Annotated in this window: 27 protein-coding genes; 13 read left to right on the top strand and 14 right to left on the bottom strand. The window is 65.5% G+C overall.

Annotated features, from left to right (window positions below; genetic code table 11):
* Nucleotides 1-66 precede the first annotated feature (66 nt).
* The 4 genes from VGN66_RS12585 to VGN66_RS12570 all read left to right on the top strand — a co-directional run bounded on the left by VGN66_RS12585 (nucleotide 67) and on the right by VGN66_RS12570 (nucleotide 4,449).
* Entirely contained in the window at nucleotides 67-558 is a 492-nt protein-coding gene (locus tag VGN66_RS12585; protein WP_327519155.1) for a pyridoxamine 5'-phosphate oxidase family protein, read from the top strand.
* Nucleotides 559-689: 131 nt separating this feature from the next.
* Entirely contained in the window at nucleotides 690-2,015 is a 1,326-nt protein-coding gene (locus VGN66_RS12580; RefSeq protein ID WP_327519154.1) for an MFS transporter, read from the top strand.
* Nucleotides 2,012-2,932 carry a cysteine synthase A gene (cysK, locus tag VGN66_RS12575; protein ID WP_327519153.1) on the top strand — a complete coding sequence of 307 codons (921 nt, stop codon included), beginning with the start codon at nucleotides 2,012-2,014 and terminating at the stop codon, nucleotides 2,930-2,932. The genes VGN66_RS12580 and cysK overlap by 4 nt, the downstream gene beginning before the upstream one ends.
* Nucleotides 2,933-3,183: 251 nt before the next feature.
* A complete protein-coding gene (locus VGN66_RS12570) occupies nucleotides 3,184-4,449 on the top strand; it encodes a cell wall hydrolase (RefSeq protein WP_327519152.1) in 1,266 nt (421 codons plus the stop codon).
* Here VGN66_RS12570 and VGN66_RS12565 read toward each other — a convergent pair.
* The 3 genes from VGN66_RS12565 to VGN66_RS12555 are packed head-to-tail and all read right to left on the bottom strand — an operon-like array spanning nucleotide 4,442 to nucleotide 7,763.
* Nucleotides 4,442-5,890 carry a PH domain-containing protein gene (locus VGN66_RS12565; RefSeq protein ID WP_327519151.1) on the bottom strand — a complete coding sequence of 483 codons (1,449 nt, stop codon included), beginning with the start codon at nucleotides 5,888-5,890 and terminating at the stop codon, nucleotides 4,442-4,444. The genes VGN66_RS12570 and VGN66_RS12565 overlap by 8 nt on opposite strands.
* A gap of 8 nt (nucleotides 5,891-5,898) precedes the next feature.
* Nucleotides 5,899-6,384, bottom strand: coding sequence for a PH domain-containing protein (locus tag VGN66_RS12560; protein WP_327519150.1), 486 nt, complete (start codon nucleotides 6,382-6,384; stop codon nucleotides 5,899-5,901).
* 47 nt (nucleotides 6,385-6,431) lie between these two features.
* Complete coding sequence (locus VGN66_RS12555) at nucleotides 6,432-7,763, bottom strand: hypothetical protein (RefSeq protein WP_327519149.1); 1,332 nt, start codon at nucleotides 7,761-7,763, stop codon at nucleotides 6,432-6,434.
* Between the two features lie 177 nt (nucleotides 7,764-7,940).
* Between VGN66_RS12555 and VGN66_RS12550 the strand changes: the two genes are divergently transcribed.
* On the top strand, nucleotides 7,941-8,378 hold the full coding sequence (locus VGN66_RS12550; RefSeq protein ID WP_327519148.1) for a hypothetical protein: 438 nt from the start codon (nucleotides 7,941-7,943) through the stop codon (nucleotides 8,376-8,378).
* On the opposite strand, the gene VGN66_RS12545 is transcribed toward VGN66_RS12550, so the two are convergent.
* Nucleotides 8,338-8,985, bottom strand: coding sequence for a hypothetical protein (locus VGN66_RS12545; protein WP_327519147.1), 648 nt, complete (start codon nucleotides 8,983-8,985; stop codon nucleotides 8,338-8,340). The two genes, VGN66_RS12550 and VGN66_RS12545, sit on opposite strands and share 41 nt — an antisense overlap.
* A gap of 83 nt (nucleotides 8,986-9,068) precedes the next feature.
* Between VGN66_RS12545 and VGN66_RS12540 the strand changes: the two genes are divergently transcribed.
* A complete protein-coding gene (locus VGN66_RS12540) occupies nucleotides 9,069-9,731 on the top strand; it encodes a uracil-DNA glycosylase family protein (RefSeq protein ID WP_327519146.1) in 663 nt (220 codons plus the stop codon).
* Between the two features lie 54 nt (nucleotides 9,732-9,785).
* Here VGN66_RS12540 and VGN66_RS12535 read toward each other — a convergent pair whose 3' ends face one another.
* The 4 genes from VGN66_RS12535 to hisI all read right to left on the bottom strand — a co-directional run bounded on the left by VGN66_RS12535 (nucleotide 9,786) and on the right by hisI (nucleotide 13,164).
* Nucleotides 9,786-11,585: an acyl-CoA dehydrogenase C-terminal domain-containing protein gene (locus VGN66_RS12535; RefSeq protein WP_327519145.1), complete on the bottom strand. Its 1,800-nt coding sequence runs from the start codon at nucleotides 11,583-11,585 to the stop codon at nucleotides 9,786-9,788.
* 17 nt (nucleotides 11,586-11,602) lie between these two features.
* A complete protein-coding gene (locus VGN66_RS12530) occupies nucleotides 11,603-12,034 on the bottom strand; it encodes a MerR family transcriptional regulator (protein WP_224922515.1) in 432 nt (143 codons plus the stop codon).
* A 135-nt stretch (nucleotides 12,035-12,169) separates the two neighbouring features.
* Nucleotides 12,170-12,655 (bottom strand): hypothetical protein, encoded by a 486-nt coding sequence (locus VGN66_RS12525; RefSeq protein ID WP_327519144.1) that lies wholly within the window; start codon nucleotides 12,653-12,655, stop codon nucleotides 12,170-12,172.
* Nucleotides 12,656-12,804: 149 nt separating this feature from the next.
* On the bottom strand, nucleotides 12,805-13,164 hold the full coding sequence (gene hisI, locus VGN66_RS12520; RefSeq protein WP_327519143.1) for a phosphoribosyl-AMP cyclohydrolase: 360 nt from the start codon (nucleotides 13,162-13,164) through the stop codon (nucleotides 12,805-12,807).
* Between the two features lie 78 nt (nucleotides 13,165-13,242).
* Here hisI and VGN66_RS12515 point away from each other — a divergent pair, with 78 nt between their 5' ends.
* From VGN66_RS12515 to VGN66_RS12500, 4 genes are all read left to right on the top strand, one after another.
* Complete coding sequence (locus VGN66_RS12515; protein WP_327519142.1) at nucleotides 13,243-13,806, top strand: RNA polymerase sigma factor; 564 nt, start codon at nucleotides 13,243-13,245, stop codon at nucleotides 13,804-13,806.
* Between the two features lie 14 nt (nucleotides 13,807-13,820).
* Entirely contained in the window at nucleotides 13,821-14,297 is a 477-nt protein-coding gene (locus tag VGN66_RS12510) for a hypothetical protein (RefSeq protein ID WP_327519141.1), read from the top strand.
* Nucleotides 14,294-15,727, top strand: coding sequence for an alpha/beta fold hydrolase (locus VGN66_RS12505; protein WP_327519140.1), 1,434 nt, complete (start codon nucleotides 14,294-14,296; stop codon nucleotides 15,725-15,727). Before VGN66_RS12510 ends, VGN66_RS12505 begins: the two co-directional genes overlap by 4 nt.
* A 108-nt stretch (nucleotides 15,728-15,835) precedes the next feature.
* Nucleotides 15,836-16,414, top strand: coding sequence for a GNAT family protein (locus tag VGN66_RS12500; protein ID WP_327519139.1), 579 nt, complete (start codon nucleotides 15,836-15,838; stop codon nucleotides 16,412-16,414).
* Here VGN66_RS12500 and VGN66_RS12495 read toward each other — a convergent pair.
* On the bottom strand, nucleotides 16,387-16,770 hold the full coding sequence (locus VGN66_RS12495; RefSeq protein ID WP_327519138.1) for a hypothetical protein: 384 nt from the start codon (nucleotides 16,768-16,770) through the stop codon (nucleotides 16,387-16,389). The two genes, VGN66_RS12500 and VGN66_RS12495, sit on opposite strands and share 28 nt — an antisense overlap.
* Nucleotides 16,771-16,789: 19 nt before the next feature.
* On the bottom strand, nucleotides 16,790-17,314 hold the full coding sequence (locus tag VGN66_RS12490) for a L,D-transpeptidase family protein (protein WP_327519137.1): 525 nt from the start codon (nucleotides 17,312-17,314) through the stop codon (nucleotides 16,790-16,792).
* 242 nt (nucleotides 17,315-17,556) lie between these two features.
* On the opposite strand from VGN66_RS12490, the gene VGN66_RS12485 reads away from it, so the two are divergent.
* Genes VGN66_RS12485 through VGN66_RS12475 form a run of 3 tightly spaced genes read left to right on the top strand, consistent with a single transcriptional unit; the run spans nucleotide 17,557 to nucleotide 19,048 of the window.
* The gene (locus VGN66_RS12485; RefSeq protein WP_327519136.1) at nucleotides 17,557-18,057 is read left to right on the top strand and encodes a DUF2975 domain-containing protein; all 501 of its coding nucleotides are present in this window, start codon (nucleotides 17,557-17,559) and stop codon (nucleotides 18,055-18,057) included.
* Nucleotides 18,057-18,266, top strand: coding sequence for a helix-turn-helix domain-containing protein (locus VGN66_RS12480; protein WP_145844190.1), 210 nt, complete (start codon nucleotides 18,057-18,059; stop codon nucleotides 18,264-18,266). Before VGN66_RS12485 ends, VGN66_RS12480 begins: the two co-directional genes overlap by 1 nt.
* A 2-nt stretch (nucleotides 18,267-18,268) precedes the next feature.
* Nucleotides 18,269-19,048, top strand: a complete 780-nt coding sequence (locus tag VGN66_RS12475; protein WP_327519135.1) for a hypothetical protein — start codon at nucleotides 18,269-18,271, stop codon at nucleotides 19,046-19,048.
* A 69-nt stretch (nucleotides 19,049-19,117) separates the two neighbouring features.
* Here the strand turns inward: VGN66_RS12475 and VGN66_RS12470 are convergent, their stop codons facing one another.
* The 4 genes from VGN66_RS12470 to katG form a co-directional block, all read right to left on the bottom strand.
* Nucleotides 19,118-19,489 (bottom strand): VOC family protein, encoded by a 372-nt coding sequence (locus tag VGN66_RS12470; protein ID WP_327519134.1) that lies wholly within the window; start codon nucleotides 19,487-19,489, stop codon nucleotides 19,118-19,120.
* Between the two features lie 83 nt (nucleotides 19,490-19,572).
* On the bottom strand, nucleotides 19,573-20,262 hold the full coding sequence (locus VGN66_RS12465; RefSeq protein ID WP_327519133.1) for a YafY family protein: 690 nt from the start codon (nucleotides 20,260-20,262) through the stop codon (nucleotides 19,573-19,575).
* Between the two features lie 178 nt (nucleotides 20,263-20,440).
* Nucleotides 20,441-21,553: an endonuclease/exonuclease/phosphatase family protein gene (locus VGN66_RS12460; protein ID WP_327519132.1), complete on the bottom strand. Its 1,113-nt coding sequence runs from the start codon at nucleotides 21,551-21,553 to the stop codon at nucleotides 20,441-20,443.
* Nucleotides 21,554-21,719: 166 nt separating this feature from the next.
* Nucleotides 21,720-23,921: a catalase/peroxidase HPI gene (gene katG, locus VGN66_RS12455; protein ID WP_327519131.1), complete on the bottom strand. Its 2,202-nt coding sequence runs from the start codon at nucleotides 23,919-23,921 to the stop codon at nucleotides 21,720-21,722.
* Nucleotides 23,922-24,322: the final 401 nt, after the last annotated feature.

Raw genomic sequence — 24,322 nt, 5'->3', positions numbered from 1 at the left:
GTCCACGGAACCGCACCGCGCCGCCGTCCGTTCCCCGCTCCAACTCACCATTTAGGAGCATACCCCATGTCCAACCCGCAGGAACTCTCCGAAAAATTCTGGAAGGCGCTCGACAGCGACCGCACCCTTTTCCTTGGTCTTGATGGCGTGCGCGACGGCCATGCCCAGCCGATGACCGCGCTGCGTGAAGACGGCCAGCATGGCGGCCCGATCTGGTTCTTCACGACGAAGGACAATGGCATCGTCCAGGGCCTGACCGAGGGCAATCGTGCGATGGCGCATTTCGTGTCGAAGGGTCATGATCTGTGGGCGACGATCCACGGCAGCCTCGTCGCCGACAATGACCGCGCGACGATCGACCGGCTGTGGAACCCCTTCGTGGCCGCTTGGTATGAAGGTGGCAAGGACGATCCCAAGCTCCAGCTGCTCCGCCTCAACACGGAACATGGCCAGATCTGGTTGAACGAAAACAGCCTGTTCGCGGGTCTCAAGATGATGCTGGGTGCCGATCCGAAGGAAGATTATAAGGACAAGGTTGCCGACGTTTCACTCGCCTGAAGCGATGACGAACGTCGCGCATAGGGCGCGACGTTCGTCGCCAATCATTCCTTCATTGCACGCGACGACCCTCCGCCACTAGAGCCGGGCTGGGCCGCGGATCATCAGGACGCGCGGCCGGACAGGAACGCATGGCTGCCCACCCCTTTTCGATCCATAACTACCGCGCCTACTGGATCGCCCGCCTCGCCTCGACACTGGCCGGACTGTCGATGGTGGTCGTCATTGGCTGGCAGGTTTATGACATCGCCCGCGAGACGATGGGCATCCGCGAAGCAGCGATGCAGCTCGGCTTTGTCGGGTTGGTACAGTTTCTTCCCCTGCTTGCGCTCACCCTGATCACCGGATGGGTGGCCGATCGGCTTGATCGCCGCTGGATCGTCCGTGCGGCGATCGCTCTGGAACTGGGGTGCGCCGCCGCGCTGGCCTGGCTGACCCAGACCGACACTATCACCTTGCCCGCTCTGTTCGGCATCGCGGCGCTGCTCGGCGTTGCCCGCGCGTTCATCAGCCCGGCGCAGCAGGCGCTCGCCCCCAATCTCGTCCCCGCCGCCTCGCTCCCCACCGCCATCGCGTTGAGTGCGCTGGCGTGGCAGGTTGGATCGATCGGCGGCCCTGCGATGGGCGGCTATCTCTACGCCGTCGGGCCGGCGGTGCCCTATTGGGTCGCGACCGCATTGTTCGGCGTATCCTTCCTGATGATGATGCTGGTGACGCCGGTGGTGCGCAGCACGATCGCCCGCATCGGCAATCCGCTGATGCAGATGATCGAGGGGCTGCACTATGTCCGCCGTAACCGCCTGATCCTCGGCGCGATCTCGCTGGATATGTTTGCAGTGCTTTTGGGCGGCGCGACCGCGATGCTCCCGATTTACGCCCGCGACGTCCTGATGATCGGCGCGGACGGACTCGGCCATCTGCGCGCGGCACCTGCAGTAGGCGCGGTCGCAGTGGCGGTGATCCTGTCGTGGCGTCCGCTCAAGACCAATGTCGGGGTCAAGATGCTGTGGGCGGTGATCGGATTTGGCGTTGCGACGACCGTGTTCGGTTGGGCCGGGCCGTTGATGACCAGCTGGTTTGGCCCGTCAATGATCGGCAGCGAACTCGCCCCGGCGGTGCTGGTCTCCATTGCCGCGCTGATAGCGCTTGGCGCGTTCGACATGATCTCGGTTTATGTTCGGTCCTCACTGATCCAGCTGCACACGCCCGACGCGATGCGCGGGCGGGTCGGATCGGTCTCGACGCTGTTCATTTCCAGCTCGAACGAGCTGGGTGAGGCGCGATCGGGTTTTCTCGCCTCGCTGATCGGGCCAGTCGTCGCGACCGTGGGCGGCGGCATCGCAGCCATCTTGGTAACCGCGCTGTGGGCGCGTATCTTCCCCGAATTGCGGTGCGCGCGGACCTTCGATCCGCCCGCATCGTTGGACAATTCCCCGCCAGAGGAGATCAAGGCATGAAGGCGAACTCGATCCTCGAAACGATCGGCAACACTCCGCACATCCGCGTGGCCCGGCTGTTCCCCGATGCCGAGGTGTGGATCAAGTCGGAGCGCACCAATCCCGGCGGGTCGATCAAGGACCGCATCGCGCTGGCGATGATCGAGGCGGCGGAGGCCGATGGCAGCCTGAGCCCCGGCGGCACGATCGTCGAGCCGACCAGCGGCAATACCGGCGTCGGGCTGGCGATGGTTGCGGCGGTCAAGGGCTACAAGCTGGTGCTGGTGATGCCCGAGAGTATGAGCATCGAGCGCCGCCGCCTGATGCTGGCCTATGGCGCGAGCTTCGACCTGACCCCGCGTGAAAAGGGAATGAAGGGCGCGATCGAGCGGGCGATCGAGATCGTCGAATCGACCCCCGGTGCGTGGATGCCACAGCAGTTCGAGAACCCGGCCAATGTCGATGTCCATGTCCGCACCACGGCGCAGGAAATCCTCAAGGACTTCGGCGACACCCCGCTCGACGTCATCATCACTGGCGTCGGCACCGGCGGCCACATCACCGGCGTTGCCGAGACGCTGAAGAAGCACTGGCCATCGCTCAAGGTATTCGCGGTTGAGCCGGAACTGTCCCCGGTCATTTCGGGTGGCCAGCCGGGTCCGCACCCGATCCAGGGCATCGGCGCCGGCTTCGTGCCGAAGAACCTGCACACTGACTCGATCGACGGCGCGATTCAGGTCGATGCGGCCGATGCGAAGGAGTTCGCCCGCCGCGCGGCGCGTGAGGAAGGGATGCTGATCGGCATCTCGTCGGGCGCGACCATGGCGGCGATTGCGAAGAAGCTGGGCGACCTTCCGGCGGGTTCGCGCGTGCTTGGGTTCAACTATGATACGGGCGAGCGCTATCTCAGCGTTCCGGACTTTCTTCCGGAGGCTTGAGGGGACCGCATCGCATCCCAGGCCGGACAATCTGCGCTGAGTCGGGGACGCCGACTCGGCCAGCTTGCGGGATGGCGACGATGTCGGACAGCGGGCTTCGGGCACTGAACTCAGACGGCCCGTCGCCCTGAGCAAACGGCGTGGTTTGCTGCAGGCTCATCTTCGGCTAAAGCGCGAGCGCCAGTGTCGCTGGCGTTTCGCCGCTGAAGGACTGCGCGCTTCCTGTGAACCCGCCCCCTATTTCGGCCGCCATGGCCCGCCCCGCGCAGGGCCTATGGATCGCGCTCGCGGCGATTGCGCTCGCCGCCATCGCGCTGCCGCTTGCCGCCGTGCTGCGCGCGCCGCCCCCGCCGGCCTCCCCCGTTCTGGCCGAGATTTCGCGGCCCAAGCGCGTCGTACCCGCCGCCGAGTTGCCCGAGGTCGAGCCGGTCCGCCTCGCCGCGCTGTCGATGGACGACGCACGTGTCTTCAACGCCGCCATCCCGTTTTCGACCGACCCCAATCCTGCTGCACGCCCGCTGATCCTCGACGCCGGGGCGGACGATTTCGGCCGGGCGGTCGACTGCCTTGCCGCCGCGACCTGGTACGAGGCCGGGGACGACCCGGTCGGCCAGCGGGCGGTGGCGCAGGTCGTGCTCAACCGGATGCGCCACCCCGCCTTTCCCAAATCGGTGTGTGGCGTGGTGTTTCAGGGGCAAGAGCGGCGCACCGGGTGCCAGTTCACCTTCACTTGCGACGGAGCGTTGCGGCGCACCCCCTCCCCCGCCGCTTGGGGCCGGGCACAGACGATTGCCCGGCAGGCGCTGACCGGATCGGTCTATGCTAAGGTCGGACATTCGACGCATTATCATACCGACTGGGTTGTGCCCTATTGGAGCTCGAGCCTCGACAAGGTGGCGGAGGTGAACACCCACCTGTTCTTCCGCTGGACCGGGTGGTGGGGCACGCCGCCGGCGTTTCGCCGCGGCTATGCCGGTGCGGAGCCGGTGGTGGCGAAGCTGGCGGCGCTGTCGCTTTTCCATGGCGGTGGCGAGGTCGCGCTGGCCGGGGTTGTCGATCCGGCGGCGATGCTGGATCCGGATACCATTCCGGAGTCTGCGGTGCCCAAGCCGGTGGCGGCGGGGGGCGACAGTTTTCATGTCGCGCTGGACAAGGCGATGGGGGCGGATGCTTTTGCGGCGCTGGCGATCCGGACCTGTGGCGAGCGGGCCTATTGCAAGTTTCTGGGCTGGACCGATCGGGCCAAGGTGCCGGCGGTGGGGGCCAGCCTGACCCCGGCGCAGATCGAGGCGATGTCGTTCAGCTATCTTCGCGACAAGGATCAGGGGTTCGGCAAGGCGCTGTGGAATTGTGGGGAATTCAAGCGGCCTAGTCCGATCCAATGTATGCGGCGGACGCCGGTTGATGCTGCGGTTGCTCCGGTGCCGGTTCCGTCGGCAACGCCGGAGGTGCTGAGCGGGGTGCGGCGGAAGGCTGCCCCCTCGCCAACTCCGGCCCCCACCCCGGCCATCAACTGATCCCGGCGGCGAGGTCGCGGGCTAGCGCTGCTCCGTCCTCCAAAGCGACATCGACGACGGCGGGGGTTGCGCCCATTCCGGCTCCGGCGGTGTCGACTTCGACGCTGACCAGTCCCAGCCAGCGCTGGATCAGACCCTGACGGAGGGTCACGACCTGGACATTGTCTACCGGGACGATCCAGTCGCGCTGGGCTAGCACCCCTCGCATCACTTGCAGGCTGGCGGAGCGGAGGGCGTAGCGGTGGTAGCGGCGCTGGAGGAGGGCGGTGAGGACGGGGGGGATGGTCAGGATCAGGCCGAGCCAGGCGAAGGGGGTCAGGAGCAGGGCGGCGGCGATGACTGCTAGTGGCAGGGGGATGGCCAGCACCAAGGCCCGGAGGATGTGGGCTGGGGCTACGGGGCGGAGGGGGAGCCTTTCGAACGGGGGTAGTCCGGCTCGGTCGACGATTCCTGCTACTTCATAATCGCGGGCCAGCGGGGCCATGACCTGGCGGCCGCTGGGGTCGTTGCTGCCGCCAAGTGTTTGAACACTCAGGGCATTCCATCCCAATAGCCCCCGGAACGGTCCGCGCTGGATTAGGGCGAGCTGGATGCGGCGCATGGCCACGACCACTTCGCTGCGGGTCAGCAACCCTCTGGTGCGGCGGAAGCGGCCGATTCCGGCGCGCAGTTTGAAGTTCCATTCGCGCAGTACCGTCCGGGCCACCCCGGTGATCACTCCCAGCACCACCACCAGCCCGAACAGGCCGAAGCCGGTGGAGTAGTTCAACCGGCTCGTCACTTCGCCCCGGGCGCTTCTCGCCATGTCGGCGACTTCGTCCCAGCCGAAGCCCAAGGCATCGCCGAGGAACTGGATGCCGGTGGCCAGAGCGGCGATCCAGACCAGCGAGAAGCTGAACAGGCCCAGCAGCAAGACGCGCTGGGGCGTCATGGCGAAGACCTCGGTCAGCGTGTCTTCGACGGGTTGGTCGAGGCCGACACTGGCCAGCTTCACCGGGGCCCCTCTCAGGGCTCCGCGCAGTCTGGCGGCTTCGGACAGGGTGACGCTGTCCAGCACCGCTTCGTCCTTGTCGCCGCCGCCGGTTTCGACGCGGACTTCGGCGAGGCCGAAGATGCGGGACAAGGGCCCCTGTTCGATCCCGACGTCCTGAATGCGCTCCAAGGGGATCGAGCGGCGGGTTCGGTTCAACAGGCCGCGTTCGATCACCAGTTCGCTGTCGGTGACGGCATAGGTAAAACGCCGCCAGTTGATCCAGGTCCACACCAGACTGAGCGCGCCGACCACCGCCGCCGCCAGCAAAATCCAGCCAAATCCGCGGCCCGAGGTGATGCCGATCAGCGCGGGCAGACCGACGACGTTCTGCGGCGCCTTTTTGAGGAACCAGATGCCGATCGTGCCCGGATGGACGCGACGCGGTTCGTGGTCCTCAAGCTCGCTCACCTCCTCGCTCACCACGGGTCGACCGTGAGCTGGTCGCGGATCGCGTCGCGGATCTCCTCGGCGGTTTCGCGGGCGATGCCGGGGAGATGCACTTCGCTGTTGGCGGTCCCCGCGGTGTGGAGGACCAGGGTGGCGACGCCGAACATCCGCTCAACCGGGCCGATCGTGACGTCGATATGCTGGACGCGCGCGGCGGGGACGATGGTGTGGCGGCGGGCGAGCCAGCCGGAAGCGACGTGCAGTTCCTTCCCCGTCCACGCCCAGCCCCAACGCGCCCATTGCTTGGGCGCGGCGTAGAGGACGGACCACAGGCCGATCGGCGCGATGACCGCGGGCGGCGCCCAGAAGGGGAACCAGTCGAACGCGATGTCGAGGCCGATGCCGGGGCCGAACGAAACGAGCGTCGCGATCGTCCAGAAGACGGCGGCGGTGAGGCGCATCGCATTGAGCTGGCCGCGTTCGAGCGGGTGGAGCGGCGTGTCTGGGAGCAGCATTCCTCCGTTATGGCGGGTGGGGCGAAAGGCTCAAGGGGGTGGCGAGACTATTCCTCCCCCAGCTTGCTGGGGGAGGTGGCATCGCGCAGCGATGACGGAGGGGCCGCCCTCGCAGAGGGCGGAATTTTGTCGCGCTGTTCACCGGCCGTCTGCGCGGCCGCCCCTCCACCACCGCCTGCGGCGGCGGTCCCCCTCCCCTGAGCAAGCTCAGGGGAGGAATTGGATGGAGCCTCGGGGGCATTCCCTTCCTCCCCCTCCGTCGCGCTATGCGCGCCACCTCCCCCTGGCGGGGGAGGATTTCGCGTGGCCCCCTCCCCTGCTGCTGCGCGGCATCGGGCTAGCCAGGCTTCGCGGGCGGCGTCGCCGGCGGCGATGAGCGGTTCGAGTTTGGCGTCCTCTTCGGCTTCGATGGCTTCTTCCTCTTCCTCGGTCAGGTCGCGCTCATAGTCGTCGGTGCCGGGGATGCCTTCGTCGAAGCCGTGGAAATCATGGGGCGGCGGGAAGCTGGTGCGCCAGGCGTTCCGTTCGTCGCACCACCAGATGGGCGGCGCAGTCGCGTCACTGTCCAGACGATCCTGACAAGAATCGCGGGTGTCGGACGAACTGTCAGCCTCCTCTGGCGGCGTTTCGGACGCGAGGGCGACGAGTCCGATGGCTTCGGCGCGGCGCCATTGTTCGTCGGTCCAGCGGGCGCGGTCGGCGGGGTCGAGGTCGGTGGCGGGGACGGCGGCGCTGTCGTCGACATGGGTGCGCAGCCAGCGATCGGCGCGGGCGAGCGTGCGGATCGGGGCGAGGTCGTCCTCACTCGCCACCCCCGCCGCCCCGAAGCGCGCAGCGAGGAACAGGCCGGCGCGGCCCGGTGCCGCCGATTGTTCGACCAGATCGAGAAATTGTTCGAAGTCCGCCGCGGCGAGCCGGACGGCGGCTGCGTCGCTATCGGTGCAGGCGGCGTCAGCGCGCTTGTCGAGCCGGTTCAGCATCTTCCACGCCAGCTGGTTGTCGTGGCGGTGGCGGGTGGTGATGCGGCCATCGTCGCCGGTGACGGATTCACGCACGCCGTTGAAGGCACGGTCCATCAGTTCGTCGGCGAGGCAATCGCGGCTGCGTAGCTGAGCCGCCTTCCACCCCAGCGCAAACGCCGCGCCGCGCGCGCTGTCGCGCAGGGCATAGGCGGTCTGGCGCGACATGCCGACGATGGCGCACGCCTTGGTGACATTATGCCCGCGCGCCAGCGCAGTGAGGAAGCGCTTCTGTTTTTCGGGGGTCCAGCCGTCGTAACGCTGGGCATCGGGCACGCCGGGTTCGAGTTCGTGGAAGGCGGCGTGGTTGAAGGTGGAGACGTCGTAGGGCGCCGGTTCTGGCGTGGTGAAAGCGTTCATGTCTGCCGGTCCTTTGCTGATGTGATGCAGAGGACCGGTTAGGTATGCCGGAACGGGGGCTGTAGGAAAGCGCCAATTTCTTCAGCGACGTCGACGACCGTCGCCGATTTCACCCTCTCTAACGAATCTTTTGTTGCCCTCATGCGACCAACAGCATATCGCTTCGTTCTACAGAACATGACAGAGAATCATGACCACGCGAGCCGAGGGGTGGGTTCGATGTTACACAGCGATGGCGACGGAATGAACGCGTTCTCCGAATTTGATGACAAGACAGCCGGTGATACGCTAGATGTGCTTATCGATCTTGTGAGCGACCTGCTTCCAGTTACGGAAGCTCAGTATCCTGACCTTGGCAAATCTTCACAAACCGCGACGGTCGAATTCTGCATTCGACATTCAGCCCTGCACTTTTCGAAGACAGCTGGTAGGCTTGCGGCGTGGGTTGAAGACGCAGATCACGGAAAATATTCAAAGATTGAATCCCTTGAGGCTATAGTGGCCGCAGGGCTGATCAATTCCCTCAAGTTAGCCGATGAAATCGGCATTTCAGGTGATTCGATTGTGAGTCACATCAGAGGGAAATATGCGCTGCCCGTTCCAGCGGAATTATAAAAGTCGTTTTGGCAGCACTTTCGTCATCGGGCTTTTTCCCGAGTATTCCGGCTACTGTAAGAAACGTGTTGTTCCAAAGGCGCTGGAGTCGACGATCCGGTATTCCTTTCATGTCCATGTCAGCGACGTGAACCAGGCCCTCGGTCGGCGGTTTTAGATACCAGTCATAGACGGGCCGCGGCTTTACCCTCATGACTATCGACGTATACGGCGTACGGCGCGTTTCCGGCATGAAATCAAACGGCCCAAACCCGGAAACAAAAGATTCGTCTTCGCCGACTTTGGCACGGAAGCGATAGCACCGGTGCTTTGGGGTATCCAACGTCTCGTGGAGATAAATTGGCCCGCAAGGCAGTGCGGCCAGAAGCAATGCCAATTCATCGACAGATGTCACTGCCGGAAAAACTATCGACAATGTGGAAATCGCGGGGTCCGCACGGGCAGCGTCCACGCGAGCAGCAATTAGTCCGGGATCGAGCTCCATGATGAGATCATGGTGCCATTCGTATTTTGCCGGGTCTCGCGCCGCGATCGCGGCGAAGGCGCAACCGGATTGGTTGCGCACAAAGAACTCAAGATGCTCACTAACGATTGCGTCGCCAGACATGCTAACCTCTCTTTACCCAGTTCCCTTATCCTGAAAAATTGGTCAAGAGTAGAGGGCTGCGACGGGAAAGTGTGGAGAGACGCATGAGCGTGTCAGACGAGGTAATTCGGTTTTTTGAAAGCCCACCGTTCTCTTTGAACGTGGGAAACCACCTGAATGTCCACAATCCATTCAACGACACGCATAGAAAGAACGCGATCAAGGCGTTCTCTCAAAAATTTTACGATGACTCTGAGGCGAGGATCCATCTTCTCGGAATAAATCCGAGCAGACTGACGGCCAGCTCGACGGGTGTAAATTACACCGATGGATTTGCTCTCGAGAATAGCTGCGGCATTGAGAATGAATTCTCTAAATCCCGAGAGTTAACGTCTCGTTTTTTCTACAATGTTGTAGAAAATATGGGTGGTGCCGGAACGTTTTATAATGGCGTATTTGCTTGGGCGGTTATGCCGCTGCCCGTGACCCGCGAAGGCGCTTATACAAACTATTACCAGGCGGACAGCATAGACTCGCTTCAACCTTTAATTTTAGCGAATCTCGATTGGATTAAAAGCAAGATACCAAGCAATGGTCGCGCAGTTATACTCGGCACGGGTGATAACAAAAAGTCTTTTGAGAAACTTCCAGGATACCCATTTGGATATGATCGTATCGATTATCTTCCGCACCCTCGCTGGGTGATGCAATATAATAGCGCGAAACTCGAAAAATACACTGATATGTATGCGAAGGTTTTGGTCTAGTTTTATTTCTCGAAGCATATGAAAGTTGTGGGGGCGCCTAAGCGCCCCCTCCCCTCAAACCCCAAACGCCTCCACCGGCAGCGCCATGATCGTCTCCGCGCCGCTTTCGATCTTGCGGCGCAGCGCGCCGGCGTTGGGCATGATGCGGTCGGCGTAGAAGCGGGCGGTGACCAGCTTCGCCTCATAGAACGCCTTGTCGTCGTCGCCTTCGGCCAGTGCCGCGACGGCGGCGTCGGCCATGCGGAGCCACATCAGGCCGATCGCGACGGTGCCCATCAGCTCCATGTACGAATAGGCGCCGGCGCCGACCTGGTTGGGGTCCTTCATGCCGTTGGCCATGAACCACATGGTCGCGGCCTGAAGCTGGCCATTGGCCTTTTCGAGGGCTTCGGCGAGGTGGGCGAGGTCGGGCTTGGCCTTGGCGGCGGCGACCTCCTCCGCGACGATGCGGAACAGGGTCTGGACCGCGCGGCCGCCATTCTGGGCGAGCTTGCGGCCGACCAGGTCCATCGCCTGCACGCCGTTGGTGCCTTCATAGATCATCGCGATGCGGGCATCGCGGACGTACTGCTCCATGCCCCATTCGGCGATGTAGCCATGGCCGCCATAGACCTGCTGGCTGTCGGTCGCGATGCGGTAGCCGGCGTCGGTGCCGACGCCCTTGATCACCGGGGTGAGCAGGCCGATCAGGTCGTCGGCGAGCTGACGCTCCTCCTCGCTCGCCGCCTTGTGCGACAGGTCGACCTGGAGGCCGCCCCACAGGCACAGGGCGCGGAGCCCTTCGGTCATCGCCTTGGCCTCCATCAGCATGCGGCGGACATCGGGGTGGACGAAGAGGGTGTCGGCCTTTTCCTGTGGCTCGGCGGCGCCGGTGAGCGCGCGGCCCTGACGCCTGTCGTGGGCGTATTGGACGGCGTTCTGGTACGCGACTTCGCCGATGCCGAGGCCCTGAAGGCCGACGCCGAGGCGGGCGGCGTTCATCATGATGAACATGGCGGCGAGGCCCTTCATCTCTTCGCCAACGAGCCAGCCGGTCGCGCCGTCATAGTTCATGACGCAGGTCGAGTTGGCGTGGATGCCCATCTTGTGCTCGATCGAGCCGCAGGAGACGGCGTTGCGGTCGCCCAGGCTGCCGTCGTCGTTGACCATGAATTTGGGGACGACGAACAGGCTGATGCCCTTGCTGCTCTCGGGCGCGCCCGGCGTCTTGGCGAGGACGAGGTGGATGATGTTGCTGGTGAGGTCATGCTCGCCGGAGGAGATGAAGATCTTGGTCCCCGTGATCGACCAGCTGCCGTCGGCATTGGGGGTGGCGCGGGTCTTGATGAGGCCGAGATCGGTGCCGCAATGCGGTTCGGTCAGGTTCATCGTGCCGCCCCATTCGCCCGAGACCATCTTGGGGACGTACTTCTCCTGCTGCTCGGGCGAGCCCTTGGCGAGGAGCGCCTCGATCGCGCCGTGGGTGAGGCCGGGGTACATGGCGAAGGCCATGTTGGCGGAGATCATATACTCCTGGAACGCGGTGGAGACGACGTGCGGCATGGCCTGGCCGCCGAACTGTTCGGGCGCGGCGAGCGTGCCCCAGCCGGATTCGACGAACTGCTGGTAGGCTTCCTTGAAGCCTTCGGGCGTGGTCACGCTGCCGTCGGCGTGGCGGGTGCAGCCCTGCTGGTCGCCGCTGTGGTTGATCGGGAACAGGACTTCGGCGACGAACTTGCCGCCCTCTTCCAGCACCGCGGTGACGGTGTCGGGGGTCGCGTTGGCGAAACCGGGGAGGTCGGCGTAGCGGTCGAGCTTGAGCACGCGGTCGAGGACGAAGCGGGTGTCGCGGACGGGCGGGTTGTAGCGGGGCATCTCTCTCGTTCCTGTTCTTATTTGATGGGGCTGGCGCGGCCCTCGAGGACCGCGATGAAATCGTCGAGTTCGGCAATGGCGGCGTCGATGTCGTGCTTTTGCCGCTCGAGCAGGTCGATGCGGGCGCGGCATTTGTCGAGCGTGACCTGATGCTGGGTGCGGCGTTCGTCGCCGACGTCGTAGAGGTCGATCATCTCGCGAATTTCGGCGAGGCTGAAGCCGACGCGCTTGCCGCGCAGGATCCAGGCGAGCCGGGCGCGGTCGCGGTGCGAGTAGATGCGCTGAAGCCCGCGGCGCTCGGGGCCGATCAGCCCTTCATCCTCGTAGAAGCGCAGCGCGCGTGCGGTGACGTCGAACTCGGCGCACAGGTCCGAGATCGAGAAGCTCTCCTTGTCCGGCCGCGCCTCGATCGGGGCGAAGCTGGCTACGGCTTTCAGTTTCGTTGCCATGGGGGGAATTTAGTCGCGGTTGACGTTAACGTCAACTTTGTTTGCTTGGGTTCCAGCACCGGCCCGCTCCCCCACCCGGCCACCCATAGAATACTGTCGTTGGGTGGCCGGGTGGGGGAGCGGGCCGGTGCCGCTTCAACCGCAGAGACGCGTTCCTTCGGCGCTGCGGAGGGCTTCGGCTTCTGCCGCTGATTCACTCAGGCGTTCGACCTCGAGCGCGGCGAAGCTGGCGCGGGGGCCGCAGAGTTTGGCGCAGCTGTCGGGGACGTTGGCGGGGAAGGTGATGCGGTCGCCGTCGAACTTGGCGTCGAACGCGCAGGTCTCGCCATTCCTGCCCTTGAACTCGATCGCGAGGGTCGCCCCGGAGCGGGCGGCGGTGCCGCGGCCGGTGCAGCTGACCTTGTCGCCATAATCCACGAACGCGCCGACGCGGTAGGCGGTGCCATCGGGGACGACGCACAGCCGGTCGGTGTCGCGGGCGTAGAGGCCGGTCACGTCGCTCGCCTTGGGATCGCGGACGAGGCCGCGTTCGATCGCGGCGGATTCAAGGCTGGGGGGTGTGGGGGATGCTGCGGGCTGCGGCGCGCCCCCCGAGCAGGCGGCGAGGAGGAGGAGGGGCACAATCCTCCCCGGAACGGGGAGGTGGCAGCGCGCAGCGCTGACGGAGGGGGCCCGAGGCAAGGGAATCCGGTGTCTCGGGCCCCCTCCACCACGCCGCTTCGCGTCGCGGTCCCCCTCCCGGTTCCGGGGAGGATTTTTTGTGGCTCCCCTCACTCGCGCACCAGCTTGCCGTTTTCGATGCGGCGGAAGAAGCAGCTGGGTTCGCCGGTGTGGCAGGCGGGGCCGGCGGGGTCGACCTTGAGCCACAGCGCGTCCTGATCGCAGTCGATCCGCGCCTCGACCACGCGCAGGACATGGCCGCTGCTTTCACCCTTTTTCCACAGGCGCTGGCGGCTGCGCGACCAGAACCAGGCTTCGCCGGTCTCTAGCGTCTTCGCCAGCGCATCGGCGTTCATGTGCGCGAGCATCAGCAGCTCGCCGGTCGCAGCGTGGGTGGCGACGGCAGTGATGAGGCCGTTGGCGTCGTAGTTCGGGTTGAGGTCGAGCGTGGAATCGCGGGGGTCGGTCATGCGGCGGTGTTAGCGTCCGATGCCATTCGGATGAACCTTTTTCGCCGTCCACCGACTACGAGGGAAAGCATGAGGTGAATGATGCGGCCGGACGGCGGGGAACAATCAAGCGCGATCGCGGACGAGCTGCTGGTCGTGCGCTGCCAGCTGGGCGAGCGCGACGCGTTCGATGCGCTGGTGCGGCGCTGGGCGGGGCCGGTCAGCGGCTATGCCCGGCGCGTCACCGGCGATGCGGATACCGCCGCCGAGCTGACGCAGGACATCTGGCTGCGCGTGGTGCGCGGGATCGGGCGGATCGAGGATACGAGCCGGTTTCGGTCCTGGCTGTTCGGCATCGCCCATCGCGCCTTTGCCGACCAGCTGCGCCGCAAATACCGGGCGGCCCAGCCCCTGCCCGCCGAGGATGACGTCGCAGACGCCGATGCGGGCGAGGCGGAGCTCGATGTCGCGGCGGTCGAGCGCGGGCTCGCGCAACTGGCCCCGGTCGAGCGCGAGATCCTGACCCTGTTCTACCTTGAGGAACTGGCGATCGACGAGGTTGCCACTGCGCTCTCGATCCCGACCGGAACCGTCAAGTCACGGCTGCACCGCGCCCGCAAGCAGTTGCGGCGCGTGCTCGAATTGCATGGAGATGTCCAATGACGCTTGCCCCGCAAATGGATGCTGCGGCCCCGGAAGTCGGACTCGTCAGCGCCGAATTGTCCCCCCGCCCCCGCATCGCACACGCGCTGTTGCTGGCGGCAGCGCTCGGCGGGACGGCGGTCACGCTGTCGCTGTTCATCACCGAGCCCGACCTGCCGCTGCGCACGCGCGCCGCATTTGCGGTGCTGTCGCTGATCGGGATCGGGTGGACCGCCTATGCGCTGTGGGTGCTGACCCAGCGCCGCGTGCTGTATGCGCGCCAGCAAGTTGTGGCGGGATGGATGGCGGTCGCCTTTACGTCGGTGTTCACGCTGGGCGCGCTGGCGATCGGGATCGGATCGGGGATGGCCACGGGGTTCGTCGCAGCGGCGATGGGCGTGGCGATGGTTGGTGCCGCGCTGGTGCTGCTCAGCCGGGCGCGACGGCGGCTCGCGGCGCTGACCGCAAAGCGGCGGGCGCTGGAAACGCAGATGGCGGAGCGCGCGCGATGATCCGCCTGCTGCTGACCGGACTGGCGCTGCTGGCCAGCGCCACCGCCGCCAACGCCGCGCCGATCGCGCCGCAACTGGGTGATGCACGCGCCGAGCAACTGGTTGCGCCGGACGGGCGCGCGATGGCGGTCGAGCGCGGCTTTCTCCGCGTCCCCGAACGCCGCGACCGCGCGGCGCCGGAGGGGGTGATCGAGCTGGCGGTGATGCGGCTGCGCTGGGCGGACGCGCCGAGCCGGATCGTCAACATGGTGCTGGCGGGTGGACCGGGCGATTCCGGGACCGGATTGCTGAGCGGCATCTCCGCGACGCGCGCGGCGGCGTTGCTCGACCTGATGGGCGGGGACGTGATCGCGTTTGATCAGCGCGGCAGCGGGCGGTCGCGCCCGAGCCTTGCCCTGCCCGAGCGCACACCACTGCCGCTGGAAGCCGAGGGCTCCCCTGCCCTATGGCTGCCGGTGATGGCGGATGCGGCGCGCGCGGCGGCGCGGCGGTTCGAAGCGAGCGGGGTGCGGCTGGCATCCTATACCAGCGCCGAGAATGCCGATGATGTCGACGCGGTGCGGCGGGCGTTCGGCTATGCGACGATGCATCTGTGGGGGCGCAGCTATGGATCGCACCTCGCGCTGGCGACGGTGCGGCGGCACCCGGCGAGCGTCGCACGGCTGATTTTGGTCAGTCCCGAAGGTCCCGATCATACCTACAAACTGCCCGCGCTGACCGATGCGGTGATTGCGCGCATCGCCGAGCGGGCGGGAGTGCCGGAACTGCCCGCGACGATGCGGACGGTGATCGCGCGGCTGCGGCGCGCGCCGGTGACGGTGGAGGTGGCGGGGCCGGACGGCGTGGCGCGGCGCGTCACCATTGGGGCGTTCGACGTGCAGTGGCTGACCGCGCAGGCGCTGGGCGATCCGCGCACGCTCGCCACCCTGCCCGCCGCCTATCGCGAAATGGCGGCCGGCGATTTTCGGCGCATGGCCGCAGTGGCGCTGGCGGCGCGCAGCCAGTGGCGGCTGGGGTCGGGGATGAAGTACATGATGGACCTCGCCTCGCATGCCAGCCCCGCGCGGTTGCGGCGGATCGAGCGCGAGGCGCGGACCGCTTTGCTCGGCAATGCGATCAACGTTCCGCTGATGGGGCTGCGCGATGCCTGGCCGGCCGTCGATCTGGGTGCCGCCTATCGCAAGCCGGTGCGCAGCGCGGTGCCGACGCTGATCCTGGTCGGCGACCTCGACGCGCGCACGCCGGTGGAGAATGCGCGGGAGACCGCGCGGGGGCTGTCGCATGCGCAGGTCGTCGTGGTGGAGAACGCTGCGCACCAGTTCGACCTGTTCGGCGATCCAATGCTCCATCCGGTGTTGCGGGCGTTTGTTGCGGGTCGGGCAGTGGCGACGCGGCGGGTGCGGGTGCGGGAGATTGGGTTTCAGCGGTGAGGGTGACTGGCGTGGAACGCGGGGCCAGTATGGCGCGATGGCGCCCGTCGCCCATGTCGCGTAACGGCATTACCCGCCAAGATCACCGCCATTGCCGAAGAATAGCCCATGCCCGTCATTGAAACCGAACGCCTGATCCTGCGCCCGTTCCGCTCGGGAGATGCCGAGGCCCTGTTCGCCTATCTGCGTGCGCCCACCGCCCGCTGTTTCCTCCCGCTCACGCTGACCGACCTGTCACAAGCCGAGGCGGAGGTCGCGAAGCGTGCGGACGACCCGGACAGCCTGGCGATCTGCCTGAAACAGACCGGGCAGCTGATCGGCGACCTGTTCGGCGGCGCGGCGGAAGGCGACGAGGCAGAAACCGCGTCGGTCGGATGGCACCTCAAACCGCATTTCGGGGGACAGGGCTATGCGTTTGAAGCCGCATCGGCGCTGTTCGACCATCTGTTCGGCGTCGCGGGACTGCGCCGGCTCTACGCCTATGTCGAGGATGACAATGCGGCGTCGCAGCGGCTGTGCGAGAAGCTGGGGATGCGGCGGGAAGGCGTGTTCGTCGAGTTCGTGTCGTTCACGACCGACGACGCGGGCAAGCCGGTGTATGAGGACACGATGCAATATGCGATTTTGCGACGCGAATGGTTGGCCAATTGTGGCGCGCGTCACGCTCTGTCTGCGTCTGCCTTCTGATGATCCAGCCGGCTCGCCGAAACGGCGATGACGGCGCAGAACACAGCTTCGATCGCAGCTCCGATGAAGTCCGCTTCGAGCAGGACCGCAAGGACGGCGCGGATGGCGAACAGGATTGCCAGCACGTAAGCGAGCTTCGGCGCATGGCGATTACCCGACACGGTCACGCCGAACAGCAGCAGACCAAGAAAGACGTTCCATCCGCCCGCCGCTACGTTCGAGACGATCAGGGGAATGGAGAAGAGGATCATCCCGGCAGCGGCCGCAAGTGCGAGCCAGCGCCCGAGCCCCGTCCACTGATATGTCTTTCCCGTGTTCATGGCGCCGATGCTGCGGGCGATGTCCTGCGCAGTCAACTGCAGGTTTGGGGGCCGCTTACGCCCGGATTTCGATGACGATGTTGTCCGGTACGGTGCGCCAGATCTCCTCAATCTCGGCATTGGTTACCGCGATGCACCCCTGGGTCCAGTCGACCCGACGATGCTGTGTGCCGATCCAGCCAAGGCCGTTGCGCAGCCCGTGAATCATGATGTCGCCGCCCGGATCGATGCCGCGTGCGCGTGCGGCCTGTGCCTGCGATCGCGTTGGGTAGCTGATCCGCAGTGACAGATGATAGGCGCTGTCCGGGTTGCGGCCGCTGATCCGGTAGGTGCCCTCCGGCACGCGATTGTCGCCGGAGCGTGTTTTGGGGCCCAGGCCGCCGCGACCCAGCGCGATGCGATAGGTTCGGACGACGCGCCCGTCCTTCAGCAGCGTCATGCGATGCGCGCTTTTCTCGACGATGATCCGGTCGGTGGCTGGTGCGATGGGATCGCGGCGGGGCGTTTGGGCGAATGAGAAGGCGCAGAAGGCGGCGACGCCGATTACTATTGCCGCGACACCAATAACGAACAGTCGCACCCGCATCCCACGCCCCTTTTGGCGATGCTGCGTAACCCGCGATCAGGCCGGTCCGCAATGTTTGTTGGTTGCCTCAGCCGGAACAGCCCTGTCCCGGCTCAAGGCCGGGACGACGAGGGGTTTGCCGGGCGCTTTCGCCCCCAGCAGCGTGATGACGCGCCGATTTATCGTAAAACGATAAATTAGCTTGCCGTTATTCGATGCGTGAATTATCGAATACCGATAATTGACGGAGACTCGACATGCTCATTCTCACGCGGCGCATTCTGGTGGTGCTGCTGGTTCTCAACTGGATCGCGGTTGTCGGGTTCTTGCTGTTTGGCGGCGTGCTGCTGGCGATGCCGGAGTTCATGGCGGGCAAGCTGGCAAAGGGGTTCGGCAGCGATGCCGACGCAGTCCGCCTTGCGCTGGTCGGCGTGATGGCGATCGGGTGCGTCGCGGCGGTGCCGGTGCATGTCATGTTCACCCGGATCATCGCGATGATCGACACGGTGCGCGTCGGCAACCCGTTCGCGGCGGTCAATGCCGAGCGGTTGCGGCAGGTCGCGTGGGCGATGCTGGCGCTGCAGGTCGTCGACCTTGGCTATGGCTGGTTCGCGACGCAGCTGAGCGAAGCCACGGGCGAGTTCATGGCGTGGCAGTTTTCGGTCACGGGCTGGCTCGCGGTGCTGTTGCTGTTCGTGCTGGCGCGGGTGTTCCAGCAGGGCGCGGCGATGCAGGACGAGATCGAGGGGACGGTCTGATGGCGGTCCGCGTGACGCTGGACGATGTGCTGCATGCGCGGCGCATGACCCTGACCGAACTGGCCGAGCGGGTCGATATCACGCTCGCCAATCTGTCGATCCTGAAGACCGGCAAGGCCAAGGCGATCCGTTTTTCGACGCTGGAGGCGATCTGCCGCGCGCTGGAGTGCCAGCCGGGCGACATCCTGACTTATGACGAAGGGGAATGACGATGGGACGCGATCTGGTTGAAGTGTTCGTGCGATCGGGCCGCTATGCCCTGCTCTGCCCGCTGTTGTTCCTAGTGCCCGTCGCGATCGAGATGGTGCAGCATGCGGTCGAGATCCGCGCGGGCATGTATGTCGATATTGCCGGCCTGAAGGGGGCGGAGGGCGATGTGCTGCGGCTGACCATCGGGCATGTGAAGGTGATCGCGCTGTTCCTGACCGGATATTGGGCGGCGCGCTTTCTGGTGTTCGGCGACGATCCGGTTGCGGCGCGGCGGATCGATCCGGTGGCGGTGCGGCTGTTCGTGCCGGTGATGGTGTGGAGCCTGTTCTGGCTGATCCTGGTGCAGGACGTGCCGCTGATCGCCGATGCGGCGGGGATTTCGGGCAATGTCGCGGCGTGGGTGCTGATGTTGAGCCTGATCGTCAGCCTGTTGTTCGAGCCGTTGCTGTCGGCGTGGAAGACGGCGGCGGCGGCGGGCAATCCCGGCATCGGCTTTGTGCGATCGATCCGGCTGACGCGGGGGGTGTATCTCTACGCCGTGATCGTGTCGCTGCTGGCGATGCTGCCGCTGATGGTGGCGCATTATGCGCTGGCGTTTCTCGCGGTGGGCAAGGCGCCGGCTGTGGTTTGGGCGGTGATGGCGCTGGATTCGCTGCTGGTCGGATATCTGGGCGTGGTGATGGTGGCGGCGGCGTTTGTGGTGGCGCGGCGGGCGGCGGCAAGGGGTGGGGTTGGGTTGGGTGCAACCGGCGGAGTGTCCGGGCACGCGGCCATGGGGTGACCTACCGATCCGACGGTGCGTCGCACGATGATCGGGTGGCCGGCGATGTGCGGCCACCCGATCAGTCCGTTACGCGGCGGCGGGCGCGAATATGCGCAACCGGTGGCCATCGGGATCGAGCGCGACGAAGGTGGTGCCGAAGCTCATGCGCGTCGGAGCCTGGGCGATGGTCAGTCCACGCCGCTGCCAGTCGGAGTGCATCGTTTCGACGGTCGCGGCATCGGGAACGGCGAAGGCAATTTCGCTCGCACCGGTCTGGCCCGAACTTTCGGGCTCGACCGTCTCGCGCGCCCACAGGCCGAGCATCACGCCCTCGCGGAGCGGCAGGATGGCGATGTCAGTCTTTTGATCCACGATCGGGATTCCCAGCAGATCACTGTACAGCGCCGCGCTCGCCGCATGGTCCTGAACGTGCAGAAGCAGGAAGTTGAAGTCGGACATAACACCCCTTTCGGTGAGCGGCACGCGGGATCGGTGCCGACGAGAGCGGGTTACAACTCGATCCTGTCAGATTCTGTCAGCAGTCATTGTTCGGGAACCCCTTGGACGGCGTGCCACTCCTTGAGCAGCTTGGCGCGGCGACCCGGATACCGCTCTGCATGGCATTCGAGCGAGGCGATGCGGTCGATCCTGAAATGGCGATAGCCAGCGCGCAATTCGCACCAGGCGACCAGGACGCGCACCCGATCGTAAAAGGCCAGCGCAATCGGCCAGATCGTTCGGTTGGTGGCGTTCCCGCGTTCATCTTCATAGGCCACCTCGATCTTGTGTTCGGACCGGATCGCCTGACGAATCGCGGCAAGTTCGCCGTCTCGCGCCGCGATCGGCTCGCCGGGGCCGATCAGCAGGCCGGATGCCTCGATGCCCGCTTTCAGGTCGTCGGGAAGGACGGCGCCGATCTTTGCGAGGACGTTGCGCGCCGCTTTGCCCAAAAGGCCGTCGGCCCGTTCGGAAACCCATCGCGAACCGAGCACAAGTGCTTCGATTTCCTCTTCCGAGAACATCAGCGGCGGCAGCATGAAGCCGGGTCGAAGCACGTAACCCAGGCCCGCCTCGCCCTCGATATGCGCGCGCTGAGCCTTTAACGTTTCGATATCTCGGTAGATGGTGCGCAACGACACGCCGAGTTCTTCGGCCAATACGGCACCTGCCACCGCGCGCCGATGTTGGCGCAACACCTGAATCAGGTCGAGAAGACGTTGCGCGCGCGACATTGGGCACTCCCGGCGGAGATACTGCCACAATCTGGCAGTTGCGCAACAGCTGCCCGTCCTCGGTTCCGCACGCTGACGTTGCGCGCGCCGTCACGTAGGCCGGGCATGAATACGGCAAATCGGTCTGGGTTCGGCCTGCATCCGTCCTGCTTGCGACAGAAGGCGCCACCACCTTGATCTAGTCCGCTTGCTCGTTGCGATCCTCTGCGGTGTCGTCCCGGAATTCCTCCAGCACCTCGGCTGCGTCCTGCTTCTCAGCCGATCCTGCGGACCTGGGCGTGGCGTTGCCCGCTTGCCCGGCCGCCGGGTTGAGGCACAGGCGCGCGATGACGGGGCGATGGTCGGAACCGATCGCGGGGCCAACCTGCATGTCAGCGACCACAAACTCCTTGGTCACGAACAAATAATCGAGCGGCCAGCCCAGCCAGGTCATGTCGGCGGGAAAGGTGGCATAGGTACCGCGGCCGATCCGCGGATCGAGGAAGCCGCCAAGCTCCTGAAACAGGCGGGTGGTGTCGGACCAGGCGACGTCGTTGAAGTCGCCGATGGTGATCGCTGGCATGGCGAGGCTGCGCGCATAGTTCGCGGCGAGGACGATCTCGGCATCGCGCTCCTCGGTATCCTGCCCCACCGTCGGAGGGCGCGGATGCAGGGCGATCATGCGGAAATCCTGCTTGCCCGCGCGCAGCGTCGCGAACATCGACGGGGTATCGGGTTCGGCAATGTCCTGAACGCTGCCGTCGCGCATCGGCATCCGGGTCGCGAAGATCATGCCATAGGTGTTCGACAGCGGGCGATGCAGTTGGCCCGGATAGCGCTTCAGCATCGGGGCCATCGCATCCACCCATGCGCGATCGGTTTCCATCAGCAACAGGATGTCGGGATCGACGTCGCGGATCAGCTTTGCGGCGCGGTCATAGGCGCGGTTGGTCTGGAGGACATTGAACGACAGCACGGTGAAGCAGCCCGGCATTTTCGCTTCGGCGGAGGCGATCTGCTTGACTTCGGGATCGGCCAACGCGGTGTAGGGGAAGATGCGATAGGCCTGCCAGATGCTCAGCGCGGCAAGGACGACGGGAAGCCATGGGCGACTCCTGCGGTCGATCACCCACAGCGCGGCCCCCGTCGCGACCAGCGCGATCAGGATCTGCAGGCGCGGAAAATCCCAGATGCGGATCCACCATTCATTGAAATCGGTCGCGCTGAGCAGCGTACCTGCCGCCAGCATGGCCGCCAGCCCGCGCAGCAGCCAAAGGCCGACCGATTTCCAAGCCGCAGCTGGCAAGTTCATGGTTCAGCCCCTCTCTACCCCTGCGATAGGCAGGTCCCGTGCGGGGCACCAGCGCGCATTGCAAGCGCGCCGTTCAAACAAGGATCGGCGGCGGCACGCCCGTCAGCGCGCCGCCGCCCATCGATCGGTGCCACCCGCCCCCGACGACGGGGGCGGTGCGGTCGCCTTACCCCTTCAGGTCGAAGCGGTCGGCGTTCATGACCTTGGTCCAGGCGGCCACGAAGTCCTTGACGAACTTTTCCTCATGGCCGTTTTCGGCATAGACTTCGGCGACGGCGCGCAGTTCGGAGTTGGAGCCGAAGATCAGGTCGGCGCGGGTCGCGCGCCAGGTTTCGTGGCCGCCCTTGCGGTCGGTCGCGATGAACTCCTGATCGTCCGATCCTTCGGCGGCCTTCCAGACATTGGTCATGCCGAGCAGGTTGACGAAGAAGTCGTTGGTCAGCTGGCCCGAGCGCTTGGTGAAGTGGCCATGGCCGCGCTCGCCATGGTTGGCGCCGAGCACGCGCAGGCCGCCGACCAGCACTACCAGTTCGGGGACCGACAGGCCGAGCAGCGATGCGCGGTCGAGCATCATTTCCTCGGTCTTTACCGCCAGCTTCTTCTTGCCGAGATAGTTGCGGAAGGCGTCGGCCTCCGGCTCCATCACGGCGAAGCTGTCGGCGTCAGTCTGCTCCTCGGTCGCGTCGCCGCGGCCGCCGGTGAACGGCACGGAGACGCTGTGGCCGGCGTCCTTGATCGCCTTTTCCAGACCCACCACGCCGCCGAGCACGATCGCGTCGGCCATCGACAGGTTGCCGCGCAGGCCGTCGAGCGTGTTGAGCACCTTGGCGAGCATCTCCGGCTCGTTGACCTCCCAGTCCTTTTGCGGGGCCAGGCGGACGCGCGCGCCGTTGGCACCGCCGCGATGGTCGGACTTGCGATAGGTGCTGGCCGAGGCCCAGGCGGTCTTGATCAGCTGGCTGACGGTCAGACCGCTATTGGCGATCGCCGCCTTTACCGATGCCACGTCGGCGTCGCTCGGCATGGTGCCGGCGGGGATCGGGTCCTGCCAGATCAGGTCTTCGGCCGGCACTTCCGGGCCGAGGTAGCGGACCTTGGGGCCCATGTCGCGATGGGTCAGCTTGAACCATGCGCGGGCGAAGGCGTCCTTGAACGCTTCATGGTCGTTGCGGAACTTCTCGCTGATCGCGCGGAATTCCGGGTCCATCTTGAGCGCCATGTCGGCGGTGGTCATCATGGTCGGGACCTTGATGTTCGGGTCCCACGCCGCGGGGGCCATATCCTCTTCGCGCTGGTTGATCGGCTGCCACTGCTGCGCGCCGGCGGGCGAGTGGACGATTTCATAGTCGTAATCGAGCAGCAGGCGGAAATAGTTCGCGGTCCATTCGGTGGGCGTGTTGACCCACGATCCTTCGATCCCGCTGGTCACGGTATGCTCGCCGATGCCGCCGCTTTCATGGCTGCTGACCCAGCCAAAGCCGAGCGCGGAGATGTCGCCGCCTGCCGGAGCGTTGCCGAGCAGCGACGCGTCGCCATTGCCATGCGCCTTGCCGAAGGTGTGGCCGCCGGCGGTGAGCGCGACGGTTTCCTCCGAGTTCATCGCCATCCGCTCGAACGTCGCCTTCATGTCGCGCGCCGAGAGCAAAGGATCGGGGTTGCCGCCCGGCCCTTCCGGATTGACGTAGATGAGGCCCATCTGGATCGCGGCGAGCGGACCTTCCAGCTCATGCATGCCGTGTTCGGGGCTGATGCGGGTCTGAACGCCTTGGTTCACCCACTTGTCTTCGCTACCCCAATAGATGTCGCGCTCGGGCTCGTACACGTCGGCGCGGCCGCCGCCGAAGCCGAACACGGGACCACCCATGCTCTCGATCGCGACATTGCCGGTGAGGATGAACAGGTCGGCCCAGCTGATCTGCTGGCCGTACTTCTGCTTGATCGGCCACAGGAGGCGGCGTGCCTTGTCGAGATTGCCGTTATCGGGCCAGCTGTCGAGCGGAGCGAAACGCTGCTGCCCGCTATTGGCGCCGCCGCGACCGTCGGCGGTGCGGTAGGTGCCAGCGGCGTGCCACGCCATGCGGATGAAGAACGGGCCATAATGCCCGTAGTCGGCCGGCCACCACGGCTGGCTGTCGGTCATCAGCGCGACGAGGTCGGCCTTGAGCGCGGCGTAATCGAGCTTCTTGAACGCCTCGGCATAATCGAAGTCGGGGCCCATCGGGTTGGACACGCCGTTGGGATTGAGGATTTCGGTCGCCAGCATCTCCGGCCACCAATCCTTGTTGGTGCGGCCGAGCAGCGCGCGGACCCCGCCATTGCCGTGAACGGGGCAGCCGCCGCCGTCGATCGATCCGGTCTTTGCGTCCATGTTGGAATCCCTCCTTGGGTGATTGGTCTTGGGAGGAGGCTATCGGAGCGGAGCGCGCGGCGGAAACGGGATAAACCGGTCAGTGCGAGTGATGAAATCGATTATGTCATCGTTCGGTCATCGATTGGGGCGAACAGAGTGGGGATTTGGGGGCCGTTTGATTCCTCCCCTGAGCTTGTCTCAGGGGAGGGGGACCGCCCGCGCAGCGGGTGGTGGAGGGGCGGCTGCGCAGACAGCCGTTGACCAGCTCGGCAAAATTCCGCCCTCTGCGGGGCGGCCGCTCCACCACCGCTTCGCGGCGGTCCCCCTCCCCCAGCGAGCTGGGGGAGGATTTGGTGCCCCCCCCAAACAGAAACACACTGATCGTCGATTTGATGTGACAAACAGGCGACAAAGCCGGA

Source organism: Sphingomonas sp. (assembly GCF_035998645.1).
Classification (GTDB): Bacteria; Pseudomonadota; Alphaproteobacteria; order Sphingomonadales; family Sphingomonadaceae; genus Sphingomonas.
Note: the sequence above shows the minus strand (reverse complement) of the source record. Positions and strands in the feature narration are given on the sequence as shown.